The sequence below is a fragment of the Pseudomonas sp. F007 genome, assembly GCF_057814275.1.
Genome location: NZ_JBVATA010000002.1, coordinates 1 through 13,627 on the forward strand (window position 1 = coordinate 1; position 13,627 = coordinate 13,627).

The 13,627-nt window shown below is 60.0% G+C and carries 14 protein-coding genes; 11 read left to right on the forward strand and 3 right to left on the reverse strand.

The annotated features are described in order from the left end of the window. Positions 1-329: 329 nt before the first annotated feature. Positions 330-1,550 (reverse strand): CaiB/BaiF CoA transferase family protein, encoded by a 1,221-nt coding sequence (locus ACZYR5_RS04150; RefSeq protein WP_489089046.1) that lies wholly within the window; start codon positions 1,548-1,550, stop codon positions 330-332. 14 nt (positions 1,551-1,564) lie between these two features. Continuing rightward, positions 1,565-2,746, reverse strand: a complete 1,182-nt coding sequence (locus ACZYR5_RS04155) for an acyl-CoA dehydrogenase (protein ID WP_105753487.1) — start codon at positions 2,744-2,746, stop codon at positions 1,565-1,567. Between the two features lie 157 nt (positions 2,747-2,903). On the opposite strand from ACZYR5_RS04155, the gene ACZYR5_RS04160 reads away from it, so the two are divergent. The 11 genes from ACZYR5_RS04160 to ACZYR5_RS04210 all read left to right on the forward strand — a co-directional run bounded on the left by ACZYR5_RS04160 (position 2,904) and on the right by ACZYR5_RS04210 (position 13,023). Next, positions 2,904-3,860, forward strand: coding sequence for a LysR family transcriptional regulator (locus ACZYR5_RS04160; protein WP_489089045.1), 957 nt, complete (start codon positions 2,904-2,906; stop codon positions 3,858-3,860). A 392-nt stretch (positions 3,861-4,252) separates the two neighbouring features. After that, positions 4,253-5,374, forward strand: a complete 1,122-nt coding sequence (locus ACZYR5_RS04165; protein ID WP_489089044.1) for a Re/Si-specific NAD(P)(+) transhydrogenase subunit alpha — start codon at positions 4,253-4,255, stop codon at positions 5,372-5,374. A 15-nt stretch (positions 5,375-5,389) separates the two neighbouring features. Next, positions 5,390-5,713, forward strand: a complete 324-nt coding sequence (locus ACZYR5_RS04170) for an NAD(P) transhydrogenase subunit alpha part 2 (protein ID WP_003187010.1) — start codon at positions 5,390-5,392, stop codon at positions 5,711-5,713. Continuing rightward, on the forward strand, positions 5,713-7,149 hold the full coding sequence (locus tag ACZYR5_RS04175; RefSeq protein WP_489089043.1) for an NAD(P)(+) transhydrogenase (Re/Si-specific) subunit beta: 1,437 nt from the start codon (positions 5,713-5,715) through the stop codon (positions 7,147-7,149). Before ACZYR5_RS04170 ends, ACZYR5_RS04175 begins: the two co-directional genes overlap by 1 nt. 179 nt (positions 7,150-7,328) lie before the next feature. Next, a complete protein-coding gene (gene scpC, locus ACZYR5_RS04180) occupies positions 7,329-8,822 on the forward strand; it encodes a succinyl-CoA:acetate CoA-transferase ScpC (protein WP_027616572.1) in 1,494 nt (497 codons plus the stop codon). Positions 8,823-9,141: 319 nt separating this feature from the next. After that, complete coding sequence (locus ACZYR5_RS04185; protein ID WP_489089042.1) at positions 9,142-9,357, forward strand: DUF1127 domain-containing protein; 216 nt, start codon at positions 9,142-9,144, stop codon at positions 9,355-9,357. 270 nt (positions 9,358-9,627) lie between these two features. Continuing rightward, positions 9,628-9,837 (forward strand): DUF1127 domain-containing protein, encoded by a 210-nt coding sequence (locus ACZYR5_RS04190; protein WP_489089041.1) that lies wholly within the window; start codon positions 9,628-9,630, stop codon positions 9,835-9,837. A gap of 175 nt (positions 9,838-10,012) precedes the next feature. Next, positions 10,013-10,330 carry a DUF2388 domain-containing protein gene (locus ACZYR5_RS04195; RefSeq protein WP_489089040.1) on the forward strand — a complete coding sequence of 106 codons (318 nt, stop codon included), beginning with the start codon at positions 10,013-10,015 and terminating at the stop codon, positions 10,328-10,330. Positions 10,331-10,407: 77 nt separating this feature from the next. Next, a complete protein-coding gene (locus ACZYR5_RS04200; RefSeq protein ID WP_489089039.1) occupies positions 10,408-10,716 on the forward strand; it encodes a DUF2388 domain-containing protein in 309 nt (102 codons plus the stop codon). A 28-nt stretch (positions 10,717-10,744) separates the two neighbouring features. Continuing rightward, entirely contained in the window at positions 10,745-11,065 is a 321-nt protein-coding gene (locus tag ACZYR5_RS04205) for a DUF2388 domain-containing protein (RefSeq protein ID WP_027616577.1), read from the forward strand. Next, positions 11,062-13,023, forward strand: coding sequence for a DUF7844 domain-containing protein (locus ACZYR5_RS04210; protein ID WP_489089038.1), 1,962 nt, complete (start codon positions 11,062-11,064; stop codon positions 13,021-13,023). Before ACZYR5_RS04205 ends, ACZYR5_RS04210 begins: the two co-directional genes overlap by 4 nt. 9 nt (positions 13,024-13,032) lie before the next feature. Here the strand turns inward: ACZYR5_RS04210 and ACZYR5_RS04215 are convergent, their stop codons facing one another. Next, positions 13,033-13,434 (reverse strand): GFA family protein, encoded by a 402-nt coding sequence (locus tag ACZYR5_RS04215; RefSeq protein WP_489089037.1) that lies wholly within the window; start codon positions 13,432-13,434, stop codon positions 13,033-13,035. Positions 13,435-13,627 lie beyond the last annotated feature (193 nt).

Here is a 13,627-nt window from a genome sequence, read left to right on the forward strand (position 1 = left end):
CTTAACAACTTCAACCACTTGCGCTTTCGATCTCTCGTCAGCGGGAGGCGAATTCTACAGCGTTACACGCTGCTGTCAACACCTCTTTTTCAACTTCCTTCGTGCTTCGATGACCTGAAACACTGACCGCCGAAAACTGCGTAACTCGTTGTTTACCAAGGAGTTTTCCGTTTCGACTGCGCCGGAAGTGGGGCGAATTATAGACAGATAAAAACTCGCGTCAACCACTAATTTTGCTTTTCGATCAATGAGTTGCGCGGAGCCCAAAAAACGATGCCCCTCCTTCTGTCCAAGCAAGGAAGGGCACCGCTTCTATATGGAAAGGCTACTTAAAGCACCCCGGACTCTTTATAGGCCGCCACGGTGTCCGCATTCATTCCCAACACCCGCTGCAAGATCTCCAGCGTGTGCTCTCCCAGAAGAGGAGGCGCATGACGGTACTCCACCGGCGTCTGCGACAGTCGAATAGGGCTGGCTACCTGCGGCACCATTCCAGCCAACGCATGGGGCAGCTCGATCGCCAACCCACGCGCCTGCACCTGGGGATCGGCAAACACCTGTGAAAGATCATTGATCGGCCCACAAGGCACGCCCGCTTGCTCCAACTCGGACACCCACTGCGCCGTGGTCTTGAACACCGTCGCCTGACGAATCAACGGAATCAGCACCGCACGATTCGCCACACGCTGGGTATTGGTCGCGAACCGCGGATCGTCCGCCCACTGCGGCTGGCCGGCCACCTGGGCAAACTTGCGAAACTGCCCGTCATTACCCACGGTGAGGATGAAGTCGCCATCCGCGGTCGGGAAATCCTGGTACGGCACTATATTAGGATGAGCGTTGCCCAGGCGTTTGGGAGCCACGCCTGTGGTCAGGTAGTTCATGGCCTGGTTGGCCAGGCAAGCAACTTGCACATCCAGCAATGCCATGTCGATGTGCTGACCACCACCGTCGTGATCCCGATGCGCCAGCGCCGCCAGGATCGCCACCGTCGAATACAGCCCGGTCAGGATATCCGTCAGCGCCACGCCGACCTTCACCGGCCCGGCACCTTCATCCCCCTCGGGGCGACCAGTCAGACTCATCAAGCCGCCCAAGCCCTGGATCATGAAGTCGTAGCCCGCACGCTTGGCGTAGGGCCCGGTCTGACCGAAGCCGGTGATCGAGCAGTAGATCAAGTCAGGATTGATCGCCTTCAGCGACTCGTAATCCAACCCATAAGCCGCCAGGCCACCGACCTTGAAGTTCTCGATCAGAATGTCCGACTTGGCCGCCAACTCGCGCACCAGTTTCTGACCTTCGGCTCGGGTGAAGTCGATGGTCACCGATTGTTTATTGCGATTGGCCGAAAGGTAGTACGCCGCCTCGCTGGTGTTTTCACCGTAAGCGTCCTTAAGGAAGGGCGGACCCCAGGCGCGCGTGTCATCACCGTTGCCCGGACGCTCGACCTTGATGACCTCAGCCCCCAGGTCCGCCAGGATCTGGCCGGCCCATGGCCCGGCCAGTACCCGCGATAAATCCAGTACCCGCAAATGCGATAACGCACCCATGGTCCGCTCTCCTATTAATAGAACGCCTGGAGACCGGTTTGCGCACGACCCAGGATCAGCGCGTGAACGTCATGGGTGCCTTCGTAGGTGTTGACCACCTCCAGGTTGACCAGGTGACGGGCCACACCGAACTCGTCGGAGATACCGTTGCCGCCAAGCATGTCGCGGGCCATGCGTACGATGTCCAGGGACTTGCCGCAGGAGTTGCGCTTCATCATCGAGGTGATTTCGACCGCAGCGGTGCCTTCATCTTTCATTCGACCCAGACGCAGGCAGCCCTGCAGCGCCAAGGTGATCTCGGTCTGCATGTCTGCCAGCTTCTTCTGGATCAACTGGGTTGCCGCCAATGGGCGACCGAACTGCTGGCGATCCAGGGTGTATTGACGAGCCGTGTGCCAGCAAAACTCTGCGGCCCCCAGTGCGCCCCAGGAAATGCCATAGCGCGCCGAATTCAGGCAGGTGAATGGACCTTTCAGGCCGCGGACGTCCGGGAAGATGTTTTCTTCAGGAACAAACACGTTGTCCATTACGATCTCGCCGGTGATCGACGCACGCAGGCCAACCTTGCCGTGAATCGCCGGAGCGCTCAGACCTTTCCAGCCTTTCTCCAGCACGAAGCCGCGGATATCGCCGGCATCGTCTTTACCCCAGACCACGAACACATCGGCGATCGGGCTGTTGGTAATCCACATCTTGCTGCCCGTCAGGCTGTAGCCGCCTTCCACCTTACGTGCACGAGTGATCATCGAACCTGGGTCGGAACCATGGTTCGGCTCGGTCAGACCGAAGCAACCGATCCACTCACCGGATGCCAGTTTCGGCAGGTATTTCTGCTTCTGGGCTTCAGTGCCGAATTCATTGATCGGCACCATCACCAGCGAGGATTGCACGCTCATCATCGACCGGTAGCCAGAATCGACACGCTCAACCTCACGGGCGATCAGGCCGTAGCACACATAGTTCAGGCCGCTGCCGCCGTATTGTTCCGGGATGGTCGCGCCCAGCAGGCCGATTTCACCCATTTCACGGAAAATCGCCGGGTCGGTCTTTTCATGACGGAACGCCTCAAGGATCCGCGGTGCCAGCTTGTCCTGGGCAAACTGCGCAGCGCTGTCGCGCACCATGCGCTCTTCTTCAGTGAGCTGTTGATCCAGCAGCAGGGGATCGATCCAGTTGAAGCTAGCTTTACCGGCCATGAGCCTGTCCTCGCGAAGGTGGTCAAATATCGTGGAATGATCCTAGGCGCCGTGCAGGGATTGAGCAAACGAGGATTTTGCATGCTGTTGTGCTAATTTCTCACTCCGTAACATCATCAAACCCCGGTCCTACGGATAATTAGTGAGGTTGCCGTACATGCGCCGCAAAATTCCCAGCACTGCCGCGCTGATCAGCTTCGAAGCGGCGGCACGCCACGAGAGCTTCACCAAAGCCGCCCAGGAGCTTTCTCTCACCCAAGGCGCCATCTGCCGACAAATTGCCGGACTTGAAGAGTTCCTCAGCGTCGAACTGTTCCGACGCTCGCGACGCGGTGTGAAACTCACCGAAGCCGGTCTTTCCTACAGCCGACGCGTCGCCACCCAACTCGACGCAGTCGAGCGGGATACCTTGTCAGTCATGGGCCAGCAGGGCGCCAATGCCATTGAGCTGGCGGTAGTCCCGACCTTTGGCACCCAATGGCTGCTGCCCCGGCTCAAGGATTTCCAGCAGCAACACCCGGAAGTGACGGTCAACCTGACCAACCGCACGCGCCCGTTCCTGTTCGCCGACACCGACTTCGACGCCGCGATCTACTTCGGTGATGCCGATTGGCCGGGCACCGAATCCCACCGTCTGATGGGGGAGAATCCGATGCCGGTCTGCAGTCCGGCATTGCTGGGCAACCAGCCACAGTTGAGCGCCGAGCGGATTGCCGAGCTGCCACTGCTGCAACAGACCACGCGCCCCTACGCCTGGCGCCAATGGTTCAACGCCCAGCAGCTGAATGTCCCCCGCGACATGACAGGCCCGCGTTACGAGCTATTCTCCATGCTCGCCCAGGCGGCCATGCACGACATGGGGATCGCACTGATCCCGCCGTTCCTGATTCAACGCGAGTTGGCCGAGCAAAGACTGGTGATTGCCAACCCGCAGGCACTGTCGAGCATCAAGGCGTATTACCTGATGATTCCTGACCGAAAGGTTGAATCCGCCTCTTTACGCGCCTTTCGGGACTGGTTGATCCACCAGGCACACAGCTACAACATAGATAGAATGGGCCTTTTGCAGCAACTTGACCCCGTAGTCAATAAAATTCAAGCCCTACAGATATAACTTTATGTCGCATTTCAACAGACTGTACTCGAAACGGCACAATCGTCCCACAGACTGCTAACCACGCGGCTTTCAGACGCCCAAGCGAAGCAATGGCGCATCATTCATATAGCCGATGCGTCAATTCGTGTTTTTTCGCCACACTCCGCAGAAGCCACGGGCTAGACGGAAATTTAAGGGTGGGTTGCGACATTCGGTCACGGGGTGACTTGTAGTTAATTTTCCGTCACCCGTCATAATCCCTTGAAGGCCACTTAGTTCGCCTGCAAAATGCCGCGCCCCGCCTTGAATACAGCGGGGTCGTGCTGATCGGCCGCCCCAGTCGCACCCTCCGCAGTGCGCTGGCCTTCTAAGAAAGATCGAAAGCAATAAGATCAAGCAGGAGATTTGACGTGCACATTGGTGTTCCTCTCGAGACCCAGACCGGTGAAACGCGGGTTGCTGCAACCCCGGAAACCATCAAGAAGCTGATCGGCCAGGGTCATAAAGTCACTGTGCAAAGCGGCGCCGGCGTCAATGCCAGCGTTGTCGACAGTGCTTATGAAGCGGCAGGTGCAGTGATTGGCAGCGCCAACGATGCATTTGGTGCAGAGCTGATCCTCAAGGTTGTCGCCCCCAGCGATAGCGAACTGAGCCTGATCAAAAGCGGCGCCGTGCTGGTTGGCATGCTCAACCCGTTCAGCAATGAAACCATTGCCAAGCTGGCCGAGGCCGGTATCACCGCCTTTTCCCTGGAAGCCGCGCCGCGCACCTCCCGTGCGCAAAGCCTTGATGTGCTTTCCTCGCAAGCCAACATTGCCGGCTATAAAGCGGTACTGCTGGCCGCTCACCACTATCCGCGCTTCATGCCGATGCTGATGACCGCTGCGGGCACCGTAAAAGCGGCTCGCGTGCTGATTCTCGGCGCCGGCGTCGCGGGTCTGCAGGCCATCGCCACGGCCAAGCGCCTGGGTGCGGTGATCGAAGCCTCCGACGTGCGTCCGGCGGTGAAGGAACAGATCGAATCCCTGGGTGCCAAGTTCGTCGATGTGCCCTATGAAACCGATGAAGAGCGTGAGTGCGCGGTCGGCGTCGGCGGTTACGCACGCCCAATGCCCGCCAGTTGGATGCAGCGCCAGGCCCAGGCCGTGCACGAGCGCGCCAAGCAGGCCGACATCGTCATCACCACCGCACTGATTCCCGGCCGCAAGGCACCGGTGTTGCTGAGCGCGGAAACCGTTGCGCAAATGAAGCCTGGCTCGGTGGTCATCGACCTGGCCGCTGCGCAAGGCGGCAACTGCCCGCTGACCGTCGCCGATCAGGTGATCGTGGCCCACGGCGTCACTATCGCCGGCCCGACCAACCTGGCTGCCCAGGTCGGTGCAGACGCTTCGGCGCTGTATGCGCGCAACCTGCTGGACTTCCTGAAACTGGTGTTCACCAAGGAAGGCCAGTTCGAGATCAACCTCGAAGACGACATCGTCGCTGCGTGCCTGATGTGCCGCGACGGTCAAGTCATCCGCAAAAACGCCTAAGCAGGGATTCAGACGATGGAAGAGCTTATCTCCCCCGGTATCTACAACCTGATCATCTTCGTGCTGGCGATTTATGTCGGTTATCACGTGGTCTGGAACGTTACACCCGCCTTGCACACACCGTTGATGGCCGTCACCAACGCCATTTCGGCGATTGTGATTGTCGGCGCCATGTTGGCCGCCGCCCTGACCGTGACCCCGCTGGGCAAAACCATGGGCACCCTGGCTGTCGCACTGGCGGCGGTGAACGTCTTCGGTGGCTTCCTGGTCACCCGACGCATGCTTGAGATGTTCAAGAAAAAAGCCCCGAAAGCCGTAAAAGAAGAGGCGCCGAAGTAATGAGCATGAACCTCGTAACGACGCTCTACTTGATCGCGTCGATCTGCTTCATCCAGGCCCTCAAAGGCCTGTCGCACCCCACCACCTCGCGACGCGGGAACCTGTTCGGCATGCTCGGCATGGCGCTGGCGATCCTCACCACTGTGGGCCTCATCTATAAACTGGGTGCGGAACTTGCCACCGCCGGTATCGGCTACGTGATTGTCGGCCTGCTGATCGGCGGCAGCGCCGGTTCGATCATGGCCAAGCGCGTTGAAATGACCAAAATGCCGGAACTGGTCGCCTTCATGCACAGCATGATCGGCCTGGCCGCGGTGTTCATTGCGATCGCCGCCGTGGTCGAGCCGCAGTCCCTGGGTATCGTCAAGCAGCTCGGCGACGCGATTCCGGCCGGTAATCGCCTGGAACTGTTCCTCGGCGCCGCTATCGGTGCAATTACCTTCTCCGGTTCGGTGATCGCGTTCGGCAAGCTGTCGGGCAAGTACAAGTTCCGCCTGTTCCAGGGCGCACCGGTACAGTTCAGCGGCCAGCACAAGGTCAACCTGATTCTGGGCCTGGCAACGCTGGGCCTGGGCATCATGTTCATGCTGACCGGCAACCTTGGCGCCTTCGCCCTGATGCTGGCATTGGCCTTCGTGCTCGGCGTGCTGATCATCATCCCGATTGGCGGTGCCGACATGCCGGTGGTGGTGTCGATGCTCAACAGCTACTCGGGCTGGGCGGCGGCCGGTATCGGTTTCTCGCTGAACAACTCGATGCTGATCATTGCCGGTTCGCTGGTCGGTTCGTCCGGTGCGATCCTCTCGTACATCATGTGCAAGGCGATGAACCGTTCGTTCTTCAACGTCCTGCTCGGCGGCTTCGGCAACAGTGCCGACGCTGGCGGCCCGGCCGGTTCGCAAGAAGCTCGTCCGGTGAAATCCGGTTCGGCTGACGACGCGACCTTCCTGCTGACCAACGCCGACACCGTGATCATCGTTCCGGGCTACGGCCTGGCGGTAGCACGGGCACAGCACGCACTGAAAGAGCTGACCGAGAAGCTGACCCATCGCGGCGTGACCGTGAAATATGCGATCCACCCGGTTGCCGGCCGTATGCCTGGCCACATGAACGTATTGCTGGCCGAGGCCGAAGTGCCGTACGACCAGGTGTTCGAGATGGAAGACATCAACTCCGAGTTCGGCCAGGCCGACGTGGTGCTGGTACTGGGCGCCAACGACGTGGTCAACCCGGCGGCGAAGAACGATCCGAAGTCGCCGATCGCCGGCATGCCGATTCTCGAGGCCTTCAAGGCCAAGACCATCATCGTCAACAAGCGCTCGATGGCCAGTGGCTATGCCGGTCTGGACAACGAATTGTTCTACCTCGACAAAACCATGATGGTGTTCGGCGACGCGAAGAAAGTCATCGAAGACATGGTCAAGGCTGTCGAATAAACATTGCTCCAGCGCAATACCCAAAACCCCGGCCTGCAATAGGCTGGGGTTTTTTATTCCTCCATGAAACCCGACCAAAGGCTCTAAATCGGCGGTCGGCATTCGACCATGGTAGCGGGACGAATTTTTGCGAAATCTCTAGACTGCGCATCTTGCTTCCGTTGCCCGAGATAACAACCATGTACCGTGACCGTATTCGCTTGCCTTCGTTGTTGGATAAGGTGATGAGCGCCGCCGATGCCGCCGCTCTGATTGAGGACGGCATGACCGTCGGCATGAGCGGCTTTACCCGCGCCGGCGAGGCCAAGGCCGTGCCCCATGCGCTGGCAGAGCGCGCCAAGGTCACGCCGCTGAAGATCAGCCTGATGACCGGCGCCAGCCTGGGCAACGACCTCGACAAACAGCTGACCGAAGCGGGCGTGCTGGCTCGCCGTATGCCGTTCCAGGTCGACAGCACCCTGCGCAAGGCAATCAATGCCGGCGAGGTGATGTTCATCGACCAGCACCTGTCGGAAACCGTGGAACAGCTGCGCAACAAGCAGCTCAAGCTGCCGGACATTGCGGTGATCGAGGCGGTAGCCATCACCGAGCAAGGCCACATCGTGCCCACCACGTCGGTCGGCAACTCCGCCAGCTTCGCGATTTTCGCCAAGCAGGTGATCGTCGAGATCAACCTGGCGCACAACCCGAACCTGGAAGGCCTGCACGACATCTATATCCCGACCTACCGGCCGACCCGCACGCCGATCCCGCTGACCCAGGTCGACGACCGCATTGGCAGCACCGCGATCCCGATCCCGGCGGACAAGATCGTCGCGATCGTCGTCACTAACCAGTCGGACTCGCCATCCACGGTGCTGCCGCCGGACAGCGAGACCCAGGCCATTGCCGATCACCTGATCGACTTCTTCAAGCAGGAAGTGGACGCCGGGCGCATGACCGACAAACTCGGCCCACTGCAGGCCGGCATTGGCAGCATCGCCAACTCAGTGATGTGCGGCTTGATCGACTCGCCGTTCCACGACCTGACCATGTACTCCGAGGTCCTGCAGGATTCGACCTTCGACCTGATCGACGCCGGCAAACTGAGCTTTGCTTCCGGCAGCTCGATCACCTTGTCGGAGCGCCGCAACGCCGACGTATTCGGCAACCTGGAGCGCTACAAGGACAAGCTGGTGCTGCGCCCGCAGGAAATCTCCAACCACCCGGAAGTGGTGCGTCGCCTGGGCATCATCGGCATCAACACCGCGCTGGAGTTCGACCTGTACGGCAACGTCAACTCGACGCACGTGTGCGGCACACGAATGATGAACGGTATTGGCGGCTCGGGCGACTTTGCCCGCAACGCGCACCTGGCAATCTTCGTTACCAAGTCGATTGCCAAGGGCGGCGCGATATCCAGCGTGGTGCCGATGGTCAGCCACGTCGACCACACCGAGCATGACGTCGACATCCTCGTCACCGAAATCGGCCTGGCCGACCTGCGTGGCCTGGCGCCACGCGAGCGTGCCCGAGCAGTGATCGATAACTGTGTGCACCCGGACTATCGCCAGGCACTCAACGACTACTTCGAAAAGGCCTGCGCCTTGGGCGGACACACCCCACACATCCTGCGTGATGCCCTGAGTTGGCACATGAACCTGGAAGAAACCGGGCGCATGCTGGCGGTGTGATTGATACAGATGGCGGCTGACGCAAACAGTTTTTCGTCAGCCCGCCATCCCTTCGCTCAATCCTGACAAAAACTGTACTGCTGTACCGGTCTTTTCCTACCGTATTTCCCTACCTTCCGACGACAAATGGCCTAAAACGCACTAAGTTAGTGCGGATAGGTACAGTTGCCTCAATTTCGACCAGCACAGCACCCTTTAACAGTTAACTGGTCTCTCACAATACAGGTGAACTGTATCTACAGAGACTGGCCAAACGAGAGGATCATGGGCACCAGTTAAACCACTACCTAATCCCGCCACAAGCGGAAGGATGTCAACCATGGAACGTACACTCAGTTCCGAGCTGTTCTTCGAAGACAAAGCTGCAAAAACCCAGGCTTCCATGCCTCTTCGCGTTCTCGCCAACCTGATGCTGTGGCAGCGCCGCATCTCCAGCCGCCATCAACTGGCTCGCCTGGATTCGCGTCTGCTGGCTGACGCAGGGATTAGCGAAGCACAACGCTTCGAAGAGCTGAGCAAGCCGTTCTGGCGCTAAGTTAGCGTCGCTGGCTCTGACCCAAGGGTCCACCGCCAGCACTTTGAATTGCACACACAAAACCCGTCGCGGGAAATCGCGACGGGTTTTGTCGTTTCAGGGTCAGGAAAAACACAGATACAGAAGCGGTTACTCGACACAGGTACAGTTCGTTGAAATAGCAAACTGAACCAGTACAATTCAATGCCGGTGTCACTGATACCTGAAGCGCCAATCCCTCACCATGATCTCCCAAGGCTGCTCTTCCAGCCTGATAGCGAGGACCGGATCATGGACCGTTCACTGGATACGCCCCTGCCACGCCGCCCATGGCTCGCCGCATGGCACTTGATCAGCCCACTGTTCGCTGCCTGGAGCAGGAGCCTGGAGAGGGCGCGAACACGACGGTTGTTGGCACAACTCGATGATCAACAATTGTCCGATATAGGCATCAGCCACAGCGAACGCATGGCTGAGCTGGAGCGCTCGTTTTGGCAGTAGAGGGCGCAACTAAACACCTTTGGACTGTTCTAAAGTTGCATCAAGGGCCTACTATCCCCTCTATAACGTGGCGATCGCCGCACAGCTGACGTCTGAATGTTCAGGCGCTACGCATGTTGCGGTGATCGCCCGGCGTACCCAGCGTCGCATTTTTTTCATAAACAGGAGTTACCCCATGTCCCGTCTTCGTCTGCTCAGCGCTGCAGCCCTGCTGGCCGTGGCTGCCAATGCCCACGCTACCAGCTTCATCGTCACCACTGACGCGGTGGTCGGCGCACTGAAAGCCACGTCCGACGCCACTTCCGATGTCACGTCCTCGTTCCGTGACGACAAAATCGTCCGTGCAGCCCGTGACGATGCAGCCAGCTTCGTGGCCAGCGAAGGCGCGATCCGTGGTGTGCGCCTGGAAAGTGCCCTGGAGCACATCCGCAAGCAGGTTCCACAGCTGAGCGCGACTGACGCGCAGCTGGCTCAGGCGATCCTGACCATCTGATTTCCGCGCCTTGCAATGCCTGGCTCTGGCCCGGGCATTGCGCTAGCCTTGGGGCTCGCTTCCAACTATCGAGTCCCATGCATTTTCGTTTAAAAGCACTTTACGTCCCCGCCACACTGCTCGCCTGCTGGTTCAACCCGGCTCATGCCATGGACCTGACCACGCAGAACCTGGTCGTCACCGCCTATGCCACAAGCATGGTGACCGCCGCGCCCTTCGACCATAAACTGCTGCTCGCCGCGCACGATGATGCCGCCGCGTTTGTCGCCAGTAATGGCCGATTACGCGGCGCGCGCCTGGAGTCTGCGCTGGTTTACCTGCGGCATGCCCCAGCGAAACTTCATGCAACTGACCTTGAACTGGCGCAAGCAATTCTCGTCCAATAGTTATTCCCTGTTATTCCGGAGTCGTTCCATGCGTAGCCCGCTGATTGCTGCCACCCTAGGCCTGCTGTTGTTGGCCGACGTGGCCCAGGCCCACACCCTGGTAGCCACCAGTAACATCATTATCCGTGCCTCCCAGCGCACCCTCGATTTCACCTCGGACACCACCACGTCCATCCGTGATTCGAAAGTCGTGCGCGACGCCCAGGACGATGCCGCCAGTTTTGTCGCCAGCAACGGCGATATCCGTGGTGCGCACCTGGAAGCGGCCTTTGAAACCTTGCGCACTCGTGTGCCGGAAGCCCGCGACGCCAGTGACCAGGTACTCGCCGAAGCCATCCTCGCACTGTGAGGCCGGTCGTCGCCTGGCTGCTGGCCACCTTCGTCCTGCTGTTCGGCACCACGGCGCACGCCGGCCTGCAACTGCAGCTCAAGCGCGAGGGCCTGAGCCCCGCTGAACAACAGGCCAGCCAGGCCTTGCTGGATGAAGCGCTGCAGGCATTGCCGCCGCGCTTCATCGAGCAGCTGGACCGGCGCATCGATGTCGGCTGGACCGACAAGATGCCGGCCAATGCCTACGGTCAGGCATCCCTGGTGTCCGAGCTCGACCTCAATCGCAAATTACTGGCCAGCCTGACCGACGGCAGCGCCGCAAGTAAAAAGACCTATCGCCCCCACGGCACGGTGCGCAAGGAACTGCTCGCCACCGTCCTGCACGAACTCACCCATATTTATGACCGCGCGCGCCTGTGGTCCGATTCCGAGAAGCTGCTGATCCAGCGCTGCACCCGACGCAACAACAGCGCCGGCCTGGTTGGCCTACCCGATCAATGCCGCGGCCAGAACGACCGTCGTTTCACCCTGAGCGATGACCCGCGCCTGCTCGACCTGGCCGGCTGGCAGCAGTACGTCGGCCGCCGTGGCGAACGCGAACAGCACAACCGGCAGATCGCCCGCAGCCCGGACCTCTACGAGACCAGCAGTCCCAAGGAGTTTGTCGCGGTCAACATGGAGTACTTCCTCCTCGACCCGAGCTACGCCTGCCGCCGTCCGGCGTTGTACCGCTACTACCAAGAGCACTTTGGCTGGGCGCCGGCGGCAAAAAATACCTGCGCCACTTCGTTCGCCTTCTTGAACGCCGGCAATGACTTTGCCAAACAACCCCTGGGCAAGGTCGATCCGGAGCGGGTCTACGCCATCGATTACCTGCTGGCCGAAGCCAACCAGAACCTGGTCAGCCGTTGGGGCCACAGCATGCTGCGCCTGGTGATCTGTGCGCCCGGCCGCCCACGCGGACCGGATTGCCGACTCGACCTCGAATACTCGCTGGTACTGTCCTATCGCGCCTTCGTCGGTGACGTACAGCTGTCGAGCTGGGGCGGACTGGTGGGCAAGTACCCGTCGCGCCTGTTTATCCTGCCGCTGTCCCAGGTCATCGACGAATACACCAAGACCGAACTGCGCAGCCTGGCATCGGTGCCGCTGAACCTGTCACGCAGTGAAATCAACGAAACGGTCGAGCACGCGGCGGAAATGCACTGGAGCTACGACGGTAATTACTTCTTTCTGTCCAACAACTGCGCCGTCGAGAACCTCAAACTGCTACGCAGCGGCAGCAACAATGCGCAGTTGGTCGGGCTCGACAGCATCATGCCCAACGGTTTGCTCGAAGTGCTCAAGGGCCGAGGACTGGCGGACACCAGCGTGCTCGATGACCCGAAAGAGGCATTGCGCCTGGGCTATCGCTTCGACTCGTTCCGCGACCGCTATCAGGCGATGTTCGAAGTATTGAAAAAGCACCTGCCGATCAAACAGGACAAGGTCGAGGACTGGCTGAGCAGCAGCGCCGCCGAACGGCGCAAGTGGTTTGACCAGGCCGACCTGCGCACCAGCGCCGCCTTGCTGCTGCTGGAACAGGCGAGTTTTCGCCAACAGTTGTTGTTGGCCCAGAACGAAGTGAAAGAGCGCTACCTGAACGCCCGTGAGCTGGAAAACGGCGGCATGGACCGCGCCAACCAGACCTTGCAGCAGATCCTGCTCAACAGCGGCTTCCTCAGCCGTCCGGCGGAATTGCTCGATCGCGGCGGCTATGGCTTGCCCCAGGCCAATGAGTGGCAACGCCTGGAGGCGGAAAGCAGCAGTCGACAGAAGACCCTGTTGGCCTTGACCGGAGAACTGGACAAAGAGGCTCGGGCCCTGCTGGAACCGGAACGCGCAGCAGAGATCGCGGCCAACGAAGCCAACGTCAAGCAATTGGGCGAACACCTGCGTGCGCTGCACAAGGCCGCCGGGGGATTGCAATTGCCCTGACTCACTCGATTACAGGGTTTCTTGCCGCTCCTCGGGCAGATGCTCGTCCAGATGCAGCCAGGGCAGCCGGCTATCCGTCCAGATATGCCGGTCTGCGGGCGCCAGTTCCGGGTGATCGAGGGTGGCGATGGTCACGTCGATGCTCTCCGGGCTCAGGTGGGTGATCAGCGCCAGTTGCGCCCCGCAACTCGCGCAGAAATAACGCGCACAACTGGGCGAAGAGTCGTAGCGCGCCGGGGTCCCCGCCAGCCATCGGAAACTTGAATGGGGCAGGGTGATCCAGGTGGTCACCAAGCCACCGCTGACCCGCCGGCAGATCGAGCAATGACAATGGGCGATGTCGCGCAAGGGCCCGCTGATTTCATAGCGCAGCCGGCCACAATGGCAGCCACCCTCATGCACTGGGTTCATTCCCGCTCTCCCTCGACCATCGACTTCGTCCTACTTTAGGCCCGTAAGATTTACCTGAACACCTCGTCAGACATTTCTCCAAGCGAAAGCTGGTTGAAAGGTTTGCCGACTAGGATCGCCGTCACTGCCGGCAATAGACCGGTTGGCCAACGCGACTTTTCAACGGTTCGCCCGGCCCAATTAACAACAACAA